The 17,470-nt window shown below is 48.7% G+C and carries 14 protein-coding genes, 1 tRNA gene and 1 pseudogene; 7 read left to right on the top strand and 9 right to left on the bottom strand.

Features of this window, described 5'->3' with window-relative positions; all coding sequences use genetic code 11:
• Positions 1 to 44 precede the first annotated feature (44 nt).
• The 3 genes from BWI97_RS04695 to BWI97_RS04685 all read right to left on the bottom strand — a co-directional run bounded on the left by BWI97_RS04695 (position 45) and on the right by BWI97_RS04685 (position 1,864).
• Entirely contained in the window at positions 45 to 743 is a 699-nt protein-coding gene (locus BWI97_RS04695; RefSeq protein WP_102200209.1) for a hypothetical protein, read from the bottom strand.
• 97 nt (positions 744 to 840) lie between these two features.
• Positions 841 to 1,314 (bottom strand): DinB family protein, encoded by a 474-nt coding sequence (locus tag BWI97_RS04690; protein WP_094811439.1) that lies wholly within the window; start codon positions 1,312 to 1,314, stop codon positions 841 to 843.
• Between the two features lie 477 nt (positions 1,315 to 1,791).
• Positions 1,792 to 1,864 (bottom strand) — tRNA-Ile (locus BWI97_RS04685).
• 122 nt (positions 1,865 to 1,986) lie between these two features.
• Here BWI97_RS04685 and BWI97_RS04680 point away from each other — a divergent pair.
• Positions 1,987 to 2,361: a hypothetical protein gene (locus tag BWI97_RS04680; protein WP_102200208.1), complete on the top strand. Its 375-nt coding sequence runs from the start codon at positions 1,987 to 1,989 to the stop codon at positions 2,359 to 2,361.
• A gap of 41 nt (positions 2,362 to 2,402) precedes the next feature.
• On the top strand, positions 2,403 to 3,674 hold the full coding sequence (locus tag BWI97_RS04675) for an HD domain-containing protein (RefSeq protein WP_233207751.1): 1,272 nt from the start codon (positions 2,403 to 2,405) through the stop codon (positions 3,672 to 3,674).
• A gap of 54 nt (positions 3,675 to 3,728) precedes the next feature.
• Here the strand turns inward: BWI97_RS04675 and BWI97_RS04670 are convergent, their stop codons facing one another.
• Together BWI97_RS04670 and BWI97_RS04665 are read right to left on the bottom strand one after the other, a co-directional pair.
• Positions 3,729 to 4,904, bottom strand: coding sequence for an OmpA family protein (locus tag BWI97_RS04670; protein ID WP_102200207.1), 1,176 nt, complete (start codon positions 4,902 to 4,904; stop codon positions 3,729 to 3,731).
• Positions 4,905 to 5,052: 148 nt separating this feature from the next.
• Positions 5,053 to 7,335, bottom strand: a complete 2,283-nt coding sequence (locus BWI97_RS04665) for a GH92 family glycosyl hydrolase (protein WP_102200206.1) — start codon at positions 7,333 to 7,335, stop codon at positions 5,053 to 5,055.
• A gap of 215 nt (positions 7,336 to 7,550) precedes the next feature.
• On the opposite strand from BWI97_RS04665, the gene BWI97_RS04660 reads away from it, so the two are divergent.
• On the top strand, positions 7,551 to 8,687 hold the full coding sequence (locus tag BWI97_RS04660) for a TlpA disulfide reductase family protein (protein WP_102200205.1): 1,137 nt from the start codon (positions 7,551 to 7,553) through the stop codon (positions 8,685 to 8,687).
• 77 nt (positions 8,688 to 8,764) lie between these two features.
• Here the strand turns inward: BWI97_RS04660 and BWI97_RS04655 are convergent, their stop codons facing one another.
• From BWI97_RS04655 to BWI97_RS04640, 4 genes are all read right to left on the bottom strand, one after another.
• A complete protein-coding gene (locus tag BWI97_RS04655) occupies positions 8,765 to 9,643 on the bottom strand; it encodes a fructosamine kinase family protein (RefSeq protein WP_094812522.1) in 879 nt (292 codons plus the stop codon).
• A gap of 75 nt (positions 9,644 to 9,718) precedes the next feature.
• Entirely contained in the window at positions 9,719 to 10,987 is a 1,269-nt protein-coding gene (locus tag BWI97_RS04650) for a M14 family zinc carboxypeptidase (RefSeq protein WP_233207750.1), read from the bottom strand.
• Positions 10,984 to 12,243 (bottom strand): voltage-gated chloride channel family protein, encoded by a 1,260-nt coding sequence (locus BWI97_RS04645; RefSeq protein ID WP_102200204.1) that lies wholly within the window; start codon positions 12,241 to 12,243, stop codon positions 10,984 to 10,986. Before BWI97_RS04645 ends, BWI97_RS04650 begins: the two co-directional genes overlap by 4 nt.
• 16 nt (positions 12,244 to 12,259) lie before the next feature.
• Positions 12,260 to 12,760, bottom strand: a complete 501-nt coding sequence (locus BWI97_RS04640) for a cupin domain-containing protein (protein ID WP_102200203.1) — start codon at positions 12,758 to 12,760, stop codon at positions 12,260 to 12,262.
• Between the two features lie 207 nt (positions 12,761 to 12,967).
• Here BWI97_RS04640 and BWI97_RS04635 point away from each other — a divergent pair, with 207 nt between their 5' ends.
• The 4 genes and pseudogenes from BWI97_RS04635 (at position 12,968) to typA (ending at position 17,430) form a co-directional block, all read left to right on the top strand.
• On the top strand, positions 12,968 to 13,507 hold the full coding sequence (locus BWI97_RS04635) for an RNA polymerase sigma factor (RefSeq protein ID WP_102200260.1): 540 nt from the start codon (positions 12,968 to 12,970) through the stop codon (positions 13,505 to 13,507).
• Between the two features lie 69 nt (positions 13,508 to 13,576).
• Positions 13,577 to 14,179: a hypothetical protein gene (locus BWI97_RS04630; RefSeq protein ID WP_094812516.1), complete on the top strand. Its 603-nt coding sequence runs from the start codon at positions 13,577 to 13,579 to the stop codon at positions 14,177 to 14,179.
• Positions 14,163 to 15,233, top strand: a complete 1,071-nt coding sequence (locus tag BWI97_RS04625; RefSeq protein WP_102200202.1) for a hypothetical protein — start codon at positions 14,163 to 14,165, stop codon at positions 15,231 to 15,233. The genes BWI97_RS04630 and BWI97_RS04625 overlap by 17 nt, the downstream gene beginning before the upstream one ends.
• A 378-nt stretch (positions 15,234 to 15,611) precedes the next feature.
• A pseudogene (gene typA / locus BWI97_RS04620) lies at positions 15,612 to 17,430 on the top strand (translational GTPase TypA).
• Positions 17,431 to 17,470 lie beyond the last annotated feature (40 nt).

Here is a 17,470-nt window from a genome sequence, read left to right as displayed (position 1 = left end):
CTATCCGCTTCATGGGTAGGCTTCTTCATTGGATGGATTTCAGATCAGGGTAATGGCTTTTTAGAGACGTAGATGACACTATTCTTGTCTTTGCAAAAGGCAAAGTTCTCACGTCTCTCACAAATAGGGGCCGAAGCTGCCACGTAGAGTCTGCCTTGACTGTCCAGACGGATGCTTTGGATTTGATGCACCTCTGGGATGGACAAGTGCCTGCGGTTCGAAGTCTTAACGCCGGGATAGTCTACCCAAAACGTTGACGTAGCTCCAGGATGGGTAGGCGTTCGAACCTCGTCTATTTCATAAGTAATGCCATTCGGAGCAGCGACTCGGTTGCGAGGAACAAACAAATCAGTAGGTCTCGGCATAACCTTCCAACTAACCCCTTTATCCAGGCTAACCATTTGGGCAGAATTGGCATAAACGGTTGGATTACCAGTCCATTGATACTCGGTAGTCAAAGCAAACAGGGAGTTGCCATGGGCGATAAAACCACGCACCCCGGAATGGCCCTGGTCAGACTTACTCCAGGTCTTGCCATAATTGGTAGTATAGTAGATTTGAAGGCCGGTACTAATGACTAGCAGGCTATCGATGCTACCGTAAACAGCTTCTACGGCTTTAGGTTCCGGCGAAACAATGGCAACCCAGTCTGTATAGTCGAGGGGAGAAGTGAGTTCCTGGGGGTCGGGCTTGCAAGAGGCAAAGCCAAGTACCCATAGTACAATCCAGTAAAGACGTTTCATGGATAGAGCGGTTGGATAGTTCAGGCCAGAAAGCTACTGCTCAACCTCTAATCAGACAAGTGGGCTATACGTTAAAAGAAGTTAACTTAGATAAAGGTTAGTAGTGCTTGAGCATGCTTATCACTAAGCCGATCTGCCCCAGGTGATAAAGGTCATGTTGAATGATGCCATTGATGAGGTATTCAAACGTATGCCCCTGTTCGTTGTAGTGGGTCGATAACACTCCCTGTGGCTGGTGTTTTAACAATGCAATCAAGCGAGTCTGATTGCTTACCAGCTGCTCCTGTAAAGCTTTCCATCCTGATACCCGAAGTTGCTCCAGTGAAGGCCAGTCCTGGGAACCCTGCATTTGAATTTGATACGCGTAGTTGCCTTCCAGTCGCTTAATTAACACCTGACGCCAGGCAATCAGGTGAGCCAGGATCTCAGCTACTGAGTGAACGTGGGGATAAGGTCTTTGGAAAGCCTGCTCACTGGATAACTTACCCGTTTTTTTCAAAAGGGTTTCATCCAGCCAGGGCTGACCGTTAAACAGGCTTTCGAGTTGAGAAATGTAATAGGCAAGCATCATGAGGCTGGTTGGTAAGGTTGCGGATAAAACTAGAAAAAAAGCCGCTTAGATGCTTTAAACCATGCAAACATTTACAAGCATTGAGGATGCATCCAAGTGGTGGCTTGTAAACGTTCATTCCTCCCTTCCTCAGACGTCAAGAAAGGCCGTTCAAAGAATGCCTAGAAGATTTAACTCACAACCGAGGTATTGCTGAAAAGAGAATGTCCGAAATCCTCAACGAGTACAGTGACGTGAAGACGATCGTCAAATTCACTATACTGAGCAGAAAAACACTTCACTTGTGTAGGAGCGGTGCCTCATTTAAGTCTTACTTTTAGCATCCCTTAGTTACAGTTGGAGACAAGGTAAAAGCTTAACTCACAGATCATTCTTACCCACGCGTAGAAAGTGATCGTGCATGGAATGCTCTAAATATAGTGGCTCATCCAACAAAAAAGCACCCAGCAAAAAATGCCAAGTGCTTGATTATAAGAGTGGGCCCTGTAGGTTTCGAACCTACGACCAATTGATTATGAGTCAACTGCTCTAACCCCTGAGCTAAGGGCCCGATCTGGCGGAATACCGCCAAATGAGCCGCAAGTTTACACTTTTTTAACGCTTTTTGCAACGCACCATTAAACCTTAGCCGACTTTTTTGTTTCAAAGGCTCCGAACGTTAACTAAACAGTCATGAAAAAACTCGTGTTTTCCCTCGGAGCCTTATTGCTGGCTACTACGCTGACCTTCGCTCAGGGCGAGATGGGTCGTTCGCCCGAGGAACGTGCCCAAAGGCAAACGGAACAACTGACCAAACAACTGAACCTCTCTGCTGATCAGGCCGCTAAAGTCAAAACGTTGAGTGATGATCGCATGAAGCAGATGCAGGAAATGCGGGCTAACGGAGCTCGTCCGGATCGTCAGAAAATGCAGGAATTACAGGAAAATTACGAAGCTAAACTGAAACCCATTTTAACTACCGAGCAGTGGACTCAGTACGAAAAAATGCGTGAAGAACAACGCAACCGCATGCGGGATGGACGTCGCGGCGGTCCTGGTAGCAATTAATCCAGGCTTTACTTGGCATACATGGGTAGGAACGTATTTTTATGCGTTCCTACTTTCGTTTATACCGAGGTACGTTCCCCTGCTGCATGAATAAGAAGAAAGTGCTCAACGATCCCGTATACGGGTTCATTACCATTCCGGGTCACCTGATTTTTGACCTGATTGAACATCCCTACTTCCAACGCCTTCGCCGGATCAAGCAACTAGGCATCGCGGAATACGTGTATCCCGGAGCCTTACATACGCGTTTTCATCATGCTCTGGGTGCGATGCACCTGATGGGCGAAGCGATCAGTACGCTCAAAAGTAAAGGACATCTGATTTCAGAGCAGGAATGTGAAGCGGTACAAATCGCTATTCTGCTGCACGACATCGGGCATGGTCCCTTTTCGCACGTATTAGAGCATACGCTGTTGCACCATGTTTCGCATGAACGAATCTCGCTGTTACTCATGAATGAGTTGAACAAGGAATTCAACGGAGCCCTGGATTTAGCCATCCGTATGTTCTCGGGACAATACGAACGTCGCTTTTTTTATGACCTGATTTCGAGTCAGCTGGACATTGACCGGCTGGATTACCTGAATCGCGATTGTTTCTTTACGGGAGTAACGGAAGGAAGCATTGGCTCGGAACGTATTGTAAAGCTGCTGGATGTAGTAGATAACCAGCTGGTAGTCGAGCAAAAAGGGGTGTATTCGATTGAAAATTTCCTGACGGCCCGTCGTCTGATGTACTGGCAGGTATACTTGCATAAAACAGCGATCTGTGCGGAAACCATGCTGATTCAACTGATTCGACGGGCTCGTGAACTGGTACATGCGGGAGAATCAGTGTATACGACGCCCGCTTTGGAAATGTTCATTACCAACGAACCTACGCTGGCGGATTTTCAGAATCATCCACAGTACATCCGGGCTTTTACTCAACTCGATGATTATGACATATGGGCCTGCATTAAACAATGGACCGTACATTCGGATCGTTTACTGGCTCATTTATCGACCATGTTACTCAATCGACGGTTATTTAAAATTCGATTCTTCGATGCTCCACCCTCCGACGAGGTGGTTAACACTTTTCAAACCCAGGTTTTGGCTTTACCAGGCGTTACTGAGGCTGACCTGCCGTATTTAGTGGTACGGGGTGAGACTACCAATTCAGCGTATCTCGCGAGCCGACAACCGATCCGCATTCTTACCAAAGATCGGGGCGTAGTAGATGTTTCAGAAGCTTCCGACTTGCCCACCATAAAAGCATTGAGTCAGATTGTTCGCAAATATTACGTAGCCTATGCCGTGAGAGGAATCTAATTCTTCAAGCGTCCTTTTTACTGGGACAGGACGCTTGAAGAATTAAAACAAACGTTACTTTCTGGTAACCCGAACCGCAATACGTCGGTTCTGGTCACGGCCTTCTTGCGTTTCATTACTGGCAATCGGGTGCTCTTGGCCGTATCCTTCTGCGTCTAAACGGCTGGAGGAAACACCCATTTTTTCCAAAGCGATTTGTACGTTTCTAGCTCGTTCCTGAGAAAGCTTAAGGTTCGTTTCAGCACTCCCCGTATTGTCTGTATACCCTCCAATTTTCAGGTGTACCTCCGGATAGGCCTGCATGATTTCGTAGATGTTTCGAACTTCCTCCATGGAAGTAGAATCAATTTCATTGCTGCCACTTTTAAACGTCAGCTTTCTGAAATTGAACCAGGTTGTTTTATCTACCTTCACGGCCTCATCTTCAATAAATTGGATGAGTTGATTTTCAATGCTGGATTCTCCGAAGGTCAGGTCTACACCAGTCGAAAGTTTTTTGTGTACAATGACCATCGTATCTAAAGTAGTTACGTTTTCAGGTGGAGTCTCCGTCAAGGCATTTGGTTTTTTCTCTGTACTGCAGCTTTTGAAAAAGTAAATACCGGCAATAATCGCTGCCAGTAATAAAAGCCAGAGTATCCAGGAATTTCCACCTTTGCCCGTTGTTTCAGGTACGGGTTTGTAATTTTTTTCTGCAACAAAATCAGTAGGCTGTGAAAAGGAAAAAAAGTGAACAAAACCAGCTGGAAGAGCCGTCACAATACTTTCCTTTTGACTGCTTAAGAGGCGAAACAATCCCGAAGGAGTTGAATCTTCTTTACCAATCAGGTGCGTTAATACGCTAGCCGCAATGCTTAATAACGAAGAGGAAGACGTATGACTGATGTCAGCAATGGAAGCAAGTCGATTGATAACACTGCCAGTTTGACCATTAAACAAGGTCTCTACCAGGGACGAACCTCGACTAATCAGTTTTTGGATGTCCAATACGGTTGAAATGGAAGCCGCTGGTTGAGGTGTCGCAGACTCGGAATTTTCTTTCTTCAGTAGAGCAGCAAGCGAGTTTAAGCCTTCGGGAGTATTTAATTTTTCTAAAAACCCCCCTAGCATTACGGGCAGGGCAGCGTTTAAACCAACTGCGGTGTGAGGCGTTGATTCGTTCAAATAATCACTGATTTTGTCAACCGTAGAGGGGTTTAGATGAGCGTGTGCTAATTGAATTAAATCCATTTGAGTAAAGATATGAGGGTTGGAATTCACTACTAAAAATAAGAGTGAGCAAGTAAATAAAAATACTTATAAATCCCTGATCTTTACTTGAGTAATTAAGTTAATTTAACTAAAAGTAGTGAGTGCATCTAGGTTTTCGCTACTACAGTCATTTAGGGGTAAGGGAGCTGGGGCGATCCGAAGGTCCTTGGCCCCATCGGGTGTTTGGTTGGTCTCCCATCGTTAATTCAAGCGTTCCACCCGCCAGGATCTGATTGTGGGTCAAGAATGTTCTGGTAAACGCTTTGCCATTGAGCGTCGCGTTCTGGATATAGATGTTCTTAGCGGAATTACCCCGGGCTTTAATGGTGAAAGTTTTTCCGTTGGAAAGATGTAAGGAAGCCTGGTTAAAGCTTGGGCTTCCCAAGACGTATTCCGGTCTTCCGGGGCATACCGGATAAAAACCCAGCATACTGAATGCCAGCCAGGCCGACATTTGCCCGCCGTCCTCATTACCCGACAAGCCACCTGGCCCTAAGCCATATTCTTCCCGGATGAGCTGGCGTACCCATTTTTGCGTTTTGTAGGGTTGCCCGGCCCAGGCGTAGAGGTAAGCGGTATGATTACCCGGTTCATTGCCATGCCAGTAGTAGCCTTTCTCGAACATCGTATCAAGCTTCGCCACAAAGCGTTCGCGGCCCCCCACTTGTTGTACTAAACCCTGCACATCCTGCGGAACAAACCAGGTATACTGAGCGGGAGAACCCTCCGTAATAAAGCCGACGCGTAAAGCGAATGGGTCAAACTTCTCACTCCAGCGACCATCCGCGTACCGGCCCCGGGCCCATCCCGTTTGGGTGTCAATTACGTTTCGGTAGTTCTGAGCCCGATTCATTAATTGGTTGTAATCATCAGTATGGTGTAAAGCTTTTGCGAGTTGAGCCAGGCAGAAATCATCGTAAGCGTACTCTAGGGTACGGGACGTTTGCTCGCGTTTATGAAAAGCCTGCCAGACCGAATCTTCCAGCGGAATGTACTGATACTGCAGGTAACTTTTTAAAGCCCGCCGCCCTTGTCCGGCTTCGTAGCTTTTCGAATCCGTATTCACTTCAAAAGCGTTTTTACGCAGGTAGCGATAGGCCGTCTCGACATCAAAATTCCGGATTCCCTTGACGTATGCATCGGCCACCGCCGAGAGTACATGATCGCCGATCATGGCCGCCGTATAGTGATTCCAGCAGGGGAAAATAGGCATCCAGCCGCCCTGTTCGCCCATTTTCGTAAAGGACTGCATGAGACTGGCGGACCGTTCGGGCTCGAGCAAGGCGTGAAGGGGCAGGCCCGCCCGAAAGGTATCCCATAAACTGAAGTCACAGTAGTAATCAAAACCTTTCGCGGTATGAATCGTGGTATCGTTGGCAAAACCAGGGTAGCGACCGTCAACGTCGGAGTACAGCCGGGGCGTTAATTTCGTGTGATACAGAGCCGTATAAAAAAGCGACTGATCCGCTTCGGAACCCTGGAGGCTAACCCGCCCCAGCTCCTGGTTCCAGGCCCTTTCGGAGGCTTCGCGAACAGAAGCCAGATTCCATTGTGGAATTTCCGAAGCCAGATTCCGGCGAGCACCGTCCAGATCCGTAAAAGAAGTGCCCACGCGTACCCGTACGGTTGTACCCGCCTGGGTAGGGAAAGCGAGGATCGCTCCCACGGCATTTCCTTTGGCTTGAGCAACCGTGCGTTTGAAATGGATTGTAGTGGCTTCGAACGTGCTATAGTCTTCAAAAGGCGTATCAAACTGAATAACGAAGTAGCCACTGATACCCGCGGACTGACCCGCCCCCTGATAAATACGATGAACGGGGTTGTATCCCACAATTTCGCGTCGTTGGGGGTGAATTTCCACGAAGCCCTGCCCTTCGTCGCTGTTCGGTTCAATGAGTACAAAATGCTTTTCTTCCTTTTGAAACTGGAACTCCAGTAACCCGGACCGGGGGGTAGCCGTCAGTTGGGCTTTCACCTGATAATCTGGCAAAACGACGGAGTAGTACGAAGGCGTTACCCGTTCCTGGTCGTGCGAAAAGGAAGATTCCGGTTGGGTCGTGGGCGTACCCGAAAAGGGCATGAGTGTGACCGTTCCATAATCCTGTACACAGGAGCCATTTAGCCAGTGCGAACCCCGAAATCCGTTGATTTTCGAATCGGTGTAGTAATACGGAGCGACGCACTTGGTTTCGGTTCGACGGGTCTGCGGCGTCCAGCTGGTCATGCCGTGCGGATGCCCAATGGCCGGAGCAATCTGGCCTTTCAGTTCACTGCCCGCTTCGCTGTGTCGACGGGCTGATTCAGTGGTACTGGGAGCCGAACCAATGAGTGGATTGACGTAATCAACGGGCGTTTTTTGCTGGGCAGCGGCCGTCAGACTAACCAGAAGCAGAACTAGAGAGAATCGCATGATCAAGAGGTCTTATGCCAATGACTTTAAATGGAGCAGGAAGTCCCTAGAAGAAAAGCCTGAATGGGACTGGAATTTTACCGAATCCTTTCAGGAATAAGCAATAATAATTGAAATTGAGGTTTAACCTAACGACCTGACGTTGTGGAATTGCGTATATTTACCCAGTACTAGTTTCATTCTACCCTTTATACCATAACGCAACCAAGTTACTTATGAAGAAAACATTAATCGTCGCTTTGATGCTTGCACCGGCTCTGACCTGGGCTCAAAGCGGAACCTATACCGTAAAGGGAAAAATGGGTACGCTCAATGCTCCCGCTAAAGCGTATCTACGGTATATGAAAGGTGATAAGGCTCAAATCGATACGGCTAAGATTACCAACGGAGCTTTTGAATTCAAAGGCTCACTGGAAGCCCCGCAGAACGCCATGATCGCCATCGACGCTCGTGGATTGGGCATGCGGCGGCTGAACAATAACCACATTATACCCCTGTATCTGGAACCGGGTACGATCATGGTACAAAGCCCCGATTCAGCTCTGAACGCAAGCGTAAAAGGTACCCCTCTGAACGTAGCCAATGAAAAGCTGAAAGTAGCCTTGAAGAGCAGTAACGAACAGATGGCCCAGATGATGAAGGAGTATCAGGCCGCTACACCGGAACAACGCAAATCGAAGGAATTCGACGAAGCCATGGATGCTCGGTACGAGAAAATTCAGGGCGAACAGAAAACCATTTACGCGAAGTTCATTAAGGAAAATCCAAAGAGTGTCGTCAGTCTGGATGCCTTGCGGTCTTACGGCGGGTCAGTCCCCGAATACGGAGAGGTAGAGCCCATGTACGCAAGTCTGGATGAGTCTGTGAAAAGTACACCGGCGGGTAAGAAGTATTCAGAAACGCTGGCGAAACTGAAAACAACGGCGATTGGAGCCATGGCTCCGGGTTTTACCCAGGCCGATACCACGGGACGCCTGATTTCGCTGACCGATTTTAAAGGCAAGTACGTATTGTTGGACTTCTGGGCTAGCTGGTGCGGTCCCTGCCGTCAGGAGAATCCAAACGTGGTGGCTAATTACCAGAAGTATAAGGATAAAAACTTTACCGTACTGGGCGTATCGCTGGATCAGCCCGGAGCGAAAGAGGCTTGGTTGAAAGCCATTCACAAGGATAATCTGACCTGGACGCACGTATCCGATCTTCAATTCTGGAACAACGAAGCAGCCAGACTTTATGGTGTACAGGCCATTCCGCAAAACTTCCTGTTGGATCCGAACGGCAAAATCATCGCGAAAAATATTCGTGGAAAAGCCTTAGGAGAAAAGTTGGCTGAGATACTAGCTACTAACTAAAACGGACCATCGTATACGAAAAAGCGGATGTTCAGCTCGACTGGACATCCGCTTTTTCGTATCGGGAAATCAGAAGATTAATACTTTCGGAGAATTCGTTCTACTGCCGTTAAATAGCCTCCCGCAAAGAGGTTGACGTGTACCAGCAAGGGATACAGGTTGTACAGCGGAATGCGTTCGTTAAAACCCGGTTCTACGGGGAATGCTTCGTAGTAACTCGTATAAAAACTCGTATCAAAGCCGCCAAACATGGTCGTAAAGGCGAGTTCGGCTTCGCGTAAGCCAAAGTACGTGGCCGGATCGACCAGGGCTACGGCTCCTTCCGATCCCGTCATGACATTTCCGCTCCACAAATCGCCGTGCAATAGAGCAGCGGGTTCATCGGGAATCAGGTTCGGAAGTTTTTCACAGAACTTGAGAAATTGATCGTGTAATTTGCTCGAAAGCTTCCCTTCGTACAAGGCCCGTCCCGCCTGCACTTTCAGCCGATTCTCGATGAAAAAGCTAATGCCCGATTCCATCCAGTCATTTTTCTGGGGCAGGGCTCCGATGTAGTTGTTAAATTCCAGTCCGTGGCGATCATTGCTGACGTGGTGGAGCTGAGCGAGTTTTCGTCCGAAGTCCGCCCAGTAATCCGGACGCTGGGCACTGGTTTCCAGAAAATCCATCATCAGGTACGCCCCATCGTTGCGTTGTCCGTAGCCGTGTACTGTCGGAATCGTCAGGATGCCCGTTTCCCGCAGCCGATTCAGACTCCGGGCTTCGGATTCAAACATTCCTTCATGATCGCCCTGGTTCCATTTGATGAAATAGGAACCTTCGGCGGTGATGACTTTGGCAGCCAGATTGAAATTACCACCGTATATAAATTGAAACTCTTTGACTTCCGGCTGGAAGCCCAACGTTTCGAATAAGACGCTTTCGATGAAGTGATACTGATCGGTACTTTGAAACATACGCAGCTGTTGGCTATTAACTGGCTAAAGATACGGATGAACTCGAAGGAAAGAAGGCCGCTGGAGCCAAGGTCCCTATTTTACCAGTCCATTTTCAATGCGGTATTTAATTTTTCCGTCCGCCGACTTCAACACAAAATCGGCTTTGGACCCGAGCTTCACATCGGTATCAATGACTAAATCCGTACCATCCAGTTCCCGCATACCAAAGAAGACCGAACAATCGCCGAATTCCTCGACGGTACCCCGAATGTACCATTTTTCGGGACGGTTGAATACCGCTAGTTCCTGGCGATTGATGGCAAGGTCAGTTAATACGAGTTTACCCTTTTTCAAAACGCGTACATTCCGGATGATCAGGTCAAAGATGGAACGCCGATTCTCCGGAATTTCCTCGTAGGCTTCAATGGCTTCGGTCTCGTAGGAACCCGAAGCAATGGCCTGGAGTCCGCTGAGTAAGGCTACGTAATTCAGTCGTCGGATCTGTTGTTTTTCGGGGTCGTTGGCGTACCCACCCGATTCAATCAAAATCAGGGAGCTACCCCATTTCTGAATATTATCCCCAAAGGCACGGGGCTCGAATTCATCCGAAAAACGACCCACCTGATTCGGAATAAAATTCTGCAGGGTACGATTGAGTGAAACAATCAATTGCATCGAACGCTGACGTACCGGATTGATCTCACGGGCTTCGTTGTAAGCCGTAGCCAGAAAGGAAATCGTAGCCAGATTTTTGGTTTTCCCGGCGGAGTATCGGGGTTCCTGATCGTGCAGGTTGAAGGCGAATGCCGGTTGCAGGGTTTGCTGTAACTGTTTCAGCAAACGTCCTTCGGGCGTTTGCAGGCGTAAGGCGTCGCGGTTCATGTCGATACCCAGAGCGGTACGGCGAGTCCAGGCTTCCGCTCCATCGGGATTAAGCATGGGGACGAAATACAGCGTCGTTTTCTCCAGAATTTCCCTGCGGAAAGTATCGAAGGAATCATTCGAAGCCGAGAAAAACCGAAATAAATCGAAAATAGCCATCGTCGCTGTTGCCTCGTCGCCGTGCATTTGTGACCAGAGCAGTACTTTCGTGGGACCGGAACCCATTTTAACCAGATTAAGACTACGGCCTTCCGTCGATTTTCCGGCTTCCGTTACTTCAAACTGCGTTTTCACTTTTTCCAGTAAAGGCACAATATCCTGATGCCGAAAGCGGCGTTCGGTCAGGGCTTTTTCTTTGAATGTTTCGTGCGAATCGAATACTTGCTGAGACATAGGTTGAGCGTTCGCGGCAAGAGCAACCCCTAACCAGAGGAAAACAAAAGCGTATTTCATGGGGCGGGGCAGGTATGCGGCAGTCATGGTTTGATTTGATGTAAAGCTTTGCCTTTGAACGAAAGAAAGCGAGTGTGTTTGGGACTACCCACAATCTGGGAGCCGTAAATCCCCGAATTTCCCGAAAATAAATAGGCAATAAAGCAGGCCAGAGCCAGATATACAGCGGCTTCGGACCCAAAAAGTTCGATGCCCATCACCGTACTGGCTAAAGGCGTGTTGGAAGCTCCGGCGAAAACAGCGACGAAGCCCATACCCGCAAGTAGACTCAGGGGTAGATCCGTTAGCGGAGCCAGGGCATTGCCCAGCGTAGCTCCTACAAAAAAGAGTGGCGTAACCTCGCCGCCTTTGAATCCGACGCCCAGGGTAAACGTGGTAGAAAGCGTTTTCAGTATCCAGTCGTACCAGGCTGACGGTTCGTGAAAAGAGGCCACGATGGTAGGTACGCCGAGCCCAATGTAGCGGGTCGTTCCGAAAAAGTACACTGCTAGGGCAATGATGGCTCCACCCACTACGGGACGCAGCGGCGGATAGGTAATCCAGCGTTTGGCCTGTTTACTCCAAAAGTGCGTTAGTTCGGCAAAAAGTGTACTGGCCACTCCAAACCCAATACTGATGAGCAGTACCTTCATTAAAATTAGTACCGTTAAAGTAGGTACAAAGGCAATGGCGTAGTGCGTGTGACCCACGCCCCAGAGGCGACAGGTTTGATCAGCCAGTACCGCAGCGAGTAAGCTGGGAATAAGGGCTTCATACCGTAAACGACCCAGAATGAAAACTTCCAGTGCGAAAATAGTACCAGCCAAGGGTGTGCCAAAAACAGACGCAAACCCGGCACTCATGCCCGTTACGAGCAGTGTTTTTCGGTCGGAGTCAGAGAGATGAAACAGCCGAGTAAACTGATCGGCAATCGCCCCGCCCATTTGTACGGCCGTGCCTTCGCGTCCGGCTGAACCCCCGAACAAGTGGGTGAGTAAGGTCGTGAGTAGCACGAAAGGAGCCATCCGGAAAGGAATAATTTTCCGGGGATTCTGCCATTCTTCGATCAACTGGTTATTTCCTTTAACAACGTCCTGTCCCCAGTAATGATAAATAGCCCCGACTAAAAATCCGCCGAGGGGTAGAAAGGCAATAATCCAGCGGTGACTTTCCCGATACAGCGTAACCCGATCCAGGGCAACCAGAAAAAAAGCCGAAGCTGAACCCGCTAGTCCACCTACCAGGGCACTGAGCAATAGCCATCGAAACAAATAAATCAGGGAAGAGCCCGCAACGGTATCCATCTAACAAAGGTACGAGCTAACGAATGAGTGACTGAATGAGATCCTGATATTCCGGATGGGTCGGGATGTTCGTTTCAGCCGTTGCCAGTTCAAAATCGGCAAAATCAAAGCCCGGAGCCACCGTGCAGCCCACCAGGGCGTATGTGGTACCCGTAGCGGGTCGGGACGCAAACCAGCGGCCCGCCGGTACAACGGCCTGAAATACCTCGCCCGCGTCGGGGTTGTTACCTAGTCGGATGATTTCCAGTTGCCCCGCTTCGTCGAATACAAATACTTCCAGCGGTCCGCCCGCATAAAAATGCCAGACTTCATCGGACTGAATCCGGTGCAACGCCGAAAAGTGATGGCTCTCCAGTAGGAAATAAATCGCCGTACTGAACGTTCGCTTGCCTGAGAACCGGGCGGGTAGGGCTGGTTGCGATACCCATTCCTCAGAACGGTACATTTCCCGGAAGAAGCCGCCCTCGGGATGCGGTTGCATGGTATACTTTTCGATCCAGTAAGAAGCCGGTTTCATATCGATTGACAAGGATTTCATCGCATAAATTTCAAAAATCCAAAAGTCGCGTGCAACATTTCAGAAAGCAAGCTTGTCCTTGGTACGAAATTGATTCATGAAGCGGTTGAAATCGTTGGTGTACGGAAGGGAGTAGAAAGGCAGGAACGTAGAGGGGGAGAAGAATTCATTTCAAAAACCCGTAACCTACCTGTCTTTTTGAAACCGTTGGAACAGACGTTGTACCTTGACCGTCATTACTCACTCGTTGAAGCCTGCAAGCGGGGCGACCGTAAGGCTCAGTACGAGCTGTACCGGCTGTACTCGAAGTCGATGTTCAACGTATGTATGCGTATCCTCAACCACATGGGGGAAGCCGAGGACGTACTGCAGGAAGCGTTTCTGGATGCTTTTCAGAAAATTCACGATTTCCGGCAGACGAGTACCTTCGGAGCCTGGCTGAAACAAATTGTAGTAAACCGGGCTATTAATCAGTTACGCCAGCGAAAAGTGCAGTGGGTGGAGGTGGAAGAAGCCGAGTACGTAGGCGAAGAAGCGTTACTACAAGATGAAACGGAGTGGGAAGTAGAACGCGTACGAGTCGGTATTCAGCGATTGCCCGATGGATTCAGAACCGTACTGAGTCTGTACCTGCTGGAAGGCTACGATCACGAGGAAATTGCCGAAGTACTGGGCATTTCTGAGTCGACCTCCCGGACGCAGTACATGCGGGCCAAACGCAAGTTAGTAGAAATGCTCTCAACCTAAAGTTAGCGGATGACGCACTTATAAAGACTTTATTAGCAATTAATGTACGGCTAATGGCCAAAAATACCCATGAAAAAAGATCGTATCGAACGTTTTATTCGGGATAATCGGGAGGAATTTGATGCCTTCGAGCCGCCACTGGGATTGTGGGCGGACATCGAACGGCGATTGCCAGAAGCGATTTTACCGGATGCCGAGGAGAAAGAAGCGAAGGTGATTCCGCTGGGAAATGCCGCTGGTAACCGATCATGGATGCATTTCTTCATCGAAAAAAGCTGGCGAATGGCCGCTGGAGTTGTGTTATTGCTTGGCCTGGGTTTTGTGGCCGGACAATACGTTATGAAACCCCGTTATACGGATCCCATTATTGCTCAGGTAAGTCCGGAAGAAGGAAAAATGGCCTTCCGTTACGCTTCGCTGATTGAAACGAAACGATCGGAAATTAAAGCCATTGAAACGTCTAATCCACAATTGTACCGGGAGTTTGCTTCCGAAATCGAGCAGCTGGATAAAGATTATCAGAATTTGCGGTCAGAGTTGCCTCAAACTCCGAATCAGACCGAGCTGGTGGAAGCCATGATTCAGAACCTGCAATTACAGCTTGATATTTTAAATCGTCAACTACAGATCATCAACCGTATATCCAAACCTAGCCATGAAAAGACTATTTAGCGGTGTGTTCCTGGCCTTGCTTTGGGTGGTACCAGCTCTGGCTCACGAACAAGGTACGCTTGCCGAACGGAAACGTACCATTGTCAAATCCTTCAGTGCTTCCACGCGTGATCGGCTGTATGTTTCCAATCAGCACGGCGAAATGAAAGTGAACCTCTGGGACCGGAATGAAGTCCGGGCCGAAATCATTATCGTCGGTTTAGGCAATGATGATGATGAAGCCCAGCGTTTTGTAGATGCCGTAGGAATTGAAGAATCCCGTTCGGGAAATATCATCCGTCTGGAAACGCGGTACAACGAGCCCAAGGGTAGTTGGAGTTGGAAGAGCTGGGGACGTAGTTCAGACGAATCAAAATCGCGGGGGGTGAAAATCAGCTATACCATTCACATGCCCAAGTACATGCCACTGGATATGCAAAACCGCTTTGCTAATGCCACACTAGCCGATTTTTCGGCTCCGTTACGGGTGAATACGCAATACGGCGATTTTACGGCCGACCGCCTGATGAGTACCGAGAATGATATTCAGGTAGAATATGGTAAGGCTATCATTCGCCAGCTTAACGAAGGCAATTTGAAAATTCAGTATTCCAAGCTGGAACTCGATAAAGCCGATCGTCTGCGATTGGTCAATAACTACGGCACCATGATCGTGGACGAAGTAGGGGATCTGGAGGCTACGATTCAGTATTCCAAAGGAAAGATTGGGAAGTTGAAAGAACAGGCCCGGCTAAATATCAATTACTCCGATAACGTCCAGTTGCCAGTCTTACTACGGACCGTTAAAAATCTGGATGTTCGTTCCAACTATACGACGCTACGGTTGCCCGTACGTGAAGATCAGGACCTGGATTTTGATGTAACCGTCACGTACGCCAACTTCGGTTATCCGAGTGCTCTGCCCATTAATTTTGTGATCAAAGACGATGGCAGCGACGACTCCCGTCAACGTTACGTACCCAAACATACGAAGACTTACAAGGGAAAAGTGGGCAAGGGAGGCTGCACGGTACGGATCGTTTCCAACTATGGTCCCGTGAAGTTCATTGACTAAGCTTTGTTCCACTGTAACACTCCTGTATATAGCCTGTTAAACGGGCGTATGCAGGAGTTTTTTTGTTATAGATAGAATACGTACTTCCACTTTGTAAAAAACGGCTTCTTGGAAATATCCAAAATTAGCTTTAGAACCCTGTAGAAGGCTAATCCGGCGAGGATTAACGTAGAAGTAACGATAACCTAATAAATTATTATTCAGCGAGATAGTGTTTTTTCGTTAGAAAATTCATAATTTTGCGGGCATTTTCATTGGCGGTTATCCGTAAGGCTAGCTCTGTGTGACTCGAAGTGAGGGACGACAGGCGGTGCTGCAAGCACCGGTGGTAAACAAAGCGGATAACAGACAAACGACATCAGAAAACTTTCTTCTCCGATGCAAAGCATCCGTAACATTGCCATCATTGCCCACGTTGACCACGGCAAAACCACGCTGGTGGATAAGATCATCCACTACAGCAAACTCTTTCGCGAAAATCAGGAATTCAACGATCTGATTCTGGATAACAACGATCTGGAACGCGAACGCGGAATCACGATTCTTTCCAAGAACGTATCCGTTCGTTACAAAGACGTTAAAATCAATATCATCGATACACCGGGCCACGCCGACTTTGGCGGTGAGGTAGAACGTGTATTGAAAATGGCCGACGGCGTATGTCTGCTCGTGGATGCCTTCGAAGGACCCCATGCCCCAGACGCGTTTCGTACTTTCCAAGGCGATCTCGCTGGGTCTGAAAGTAATCGTGGTTGTAAACAAAGTTGATAAAGAAAACTGCCGCCCCGAAGAAGTTCAGGAAAACGTATTTGACCTGATGTTCAACCTTGGTGCGACGGAAGATCAGCTTGACTTCCCAACCCTGTTCGGTTCAGGTAAAGGTGGCTGGATGAGCACCGATTACCGCAACAAAACGGAAGACATTAGTCCGTTGCTCGATGCCATCATCGAAAGCGTACCCCCGGCTCCTCAGCCCGAAGGTATTCCCCAGATGCAGATCACGTCTTTGGACTTCTCTCAGTTTACGGGTCGTATTGCCATTGGCCGCGTATTCCAGGGAACGCTGAAAGAAGGTGCTTCGATGGGTCTTTGCAAGTCCGACGGCAGCGTAAAACGCGTTCGGATCAAAGAACTTCAGGTATTCGAAGGCTTAGGCCGGGCGAAAGTATCCGAAGTAGTTGCCGGAGATATCTGTGCGATTACGGGTCTGGAAGATTTCGAAATTGGAGATACCGTGACGGATTTCGACAATCCGCAACCCCTGGAGCGTATCGCCGTGGATGAGCCTACGATGAGTATGTTGTTTACAATCAACAACTCTCCGTTCTTCGGTAAAGAAGGTAAATTCGTAACGTCTCGCCACTTACGCGATCGTCTGTACAAGGAAATCGAGAAAAACCTGGCTCTCCGCGTACAGCCTACGGATAGCGAAGACCGCTTCCTGGTATTCGGTCGGGGTATTCTTCACTTGTCTGTACTGATCGAAACGATGCGTCGCGAAGGCTACGAATTGCAGGTAGGTCAGCCGCAAGTATTGTATAAAGACGTTGACGGTGTTCGTCACGAGCCTATCGAATTGATGGTCGTAGACGTCCCCGAAGCTACGGCTGGTAAAGTAATTGAGCTGGCGACGCAACGCAAGGGTGAACTCACGATCATGGAGCCGAAAGGTGACGTGCAACACTTGGAGTTCAATATTCCTTCGCGTGGTCTGATCGGTCTGCGTTCGGACGTACTGACGGCCACCTTCGGGGAAGCCGTAATGACGCACCGTTTCCGGGCGTATGAGCCTTTCAAAGGCCCCATCCCAGGTCGGATCAACGGATCGATCATTTCTAAAGGTACGGGTGTAGCTACGGCATACACGATTGATAAATTACAGGATCGCGGTCGTTTCTTCATCGACGCCGGTGAAGAAATCTACGAAGGTATGGTTGTAGGTGAGCATAACCGGAACAACGACATCGTAGTAAACCTTCAGGAAGCCAAGAAGCTGACGAACATGCGGGCTTCTGGTTCCGACGACAGCGTACGGATTATTCCTAAAGTAAACTTCTCCCTGGAAGATTCGATGGAATACATCCAGAAGGATGAGTACCTGGAAATTACGCCGAAGTCAATGCGGATGCGTAAAATCCACCTGAATGAAAACGATCGTAAACGTGCGGAAAGCAAAGGTGCTTTCGCCGACGCGTAATCATCATTTCGTACGAATGGTATAAGAAAAGAGGCAGGTC

This window comes from Siphonobacter sp. BAB-5405 (assembly GCF_002872335.1).
GTDB lineage: Bacteria > Bacteroidota > Bacteroidia > Cytophagales > Spirosomataceae > Siphonobacter.
The sequence above is the reverse complement of the archived record's forward strand: the minus strand, read 5'-3'. Positions and strand labels throughout refer to the sequence as shown.

Bases quoted from the DNA above. Each gene is read 5' to 3' on its own strand.
- BWI97_RS04695 (WP_102200209.1), bottom strand. From the start codon at position 743: ATGAAACGTCTTTACTGGATTGTACTATGGGTACTTGGCTTTGCCTCT.
- BWI97_RS04690 (WP_094811439.1), bottom strand. From the start codon at position 1,314: ATGATGCTTGCCTATTACATTTCTCAACTCGAAAGCCTGTTTAACGGT.
- BWI97_RS04680 (WP_102200208.1), top strand. From the start codon at position 1,987: ATGAAAAAACTCGTGTTTTCCCTCGGAGCCTTATTGCTGGCTACTACG.
- BWI97_RS04675 (WP_233207751.1), top strand. From the start codon at position 2,403: ATGCGTTCCTACTTTCGTTTATACCGAGGTACGTTCCCCTGCTGCATG.
- BWI97_RS04670 (WP_102200207.1), bottom strand. From the start codon at position 4,904: ATGGATTTAATTCAATTAGCACACGCTCATCTAAACCCCTCTACGGTT.
- BWI97_RS04665 (WP_102200206.1), bottom strand. From the start codon at position 7,335: ATGCGATTCTCTCTAGTTCTGCTTCTGGTTAGTCTGACGGCCGCTGCC.
- BWI97_RS04660 (WP_102200205.1), top strand. From the start codon at position 7,551: ATGAAGAAAACATTAATCGTCGCTTTGATGCTTGCACCGGCTCTGACC.
- BWI97_RS04655 (WP_094812522.1), bottom strand. From the start codon at position 9,643: ATGTTTCAAAGTACCGATCAGTATCACTTCATCGAAAGCGTCTTATTC.
- BWI97_RS04650 (WP_233207750.1), bottom strand. From the start codon at position 10,987: ATGACTGCCGCATACCTGCCCCGCCCCATGAAATACGCTTTTGTTTTC.
- BWI97_RS04645 (WP_102200204.1), bottom strand. From the start codon at position 12,243: ATGGATACCGTTGCGGGCTCTTCCCTGATTTATTTGTTTCGATGGCTA.
- BWI97_RS04640 (WP_102200203.1), bottom strand. From the start codon at position 12,760: ATGAAACCGGCTTCTTACTGGATCGAAAAGTATACCATGCAACCGCAT.
- BWI97_RS04630 (WP_094812516.1), top strand. From the start codon at position 13,577: ATGAAAAAAGATCGTATCGAACGTTTTATTCGGGATAATCGGGAGGAA.
- BWI97_RS04625 (WP_102200202.1), top strand. From the start codon at position 14,163: ATGAAAAGACTATTTAGCGGTGTGTTCCTGGCCTTGCTTTGGGTGGTA.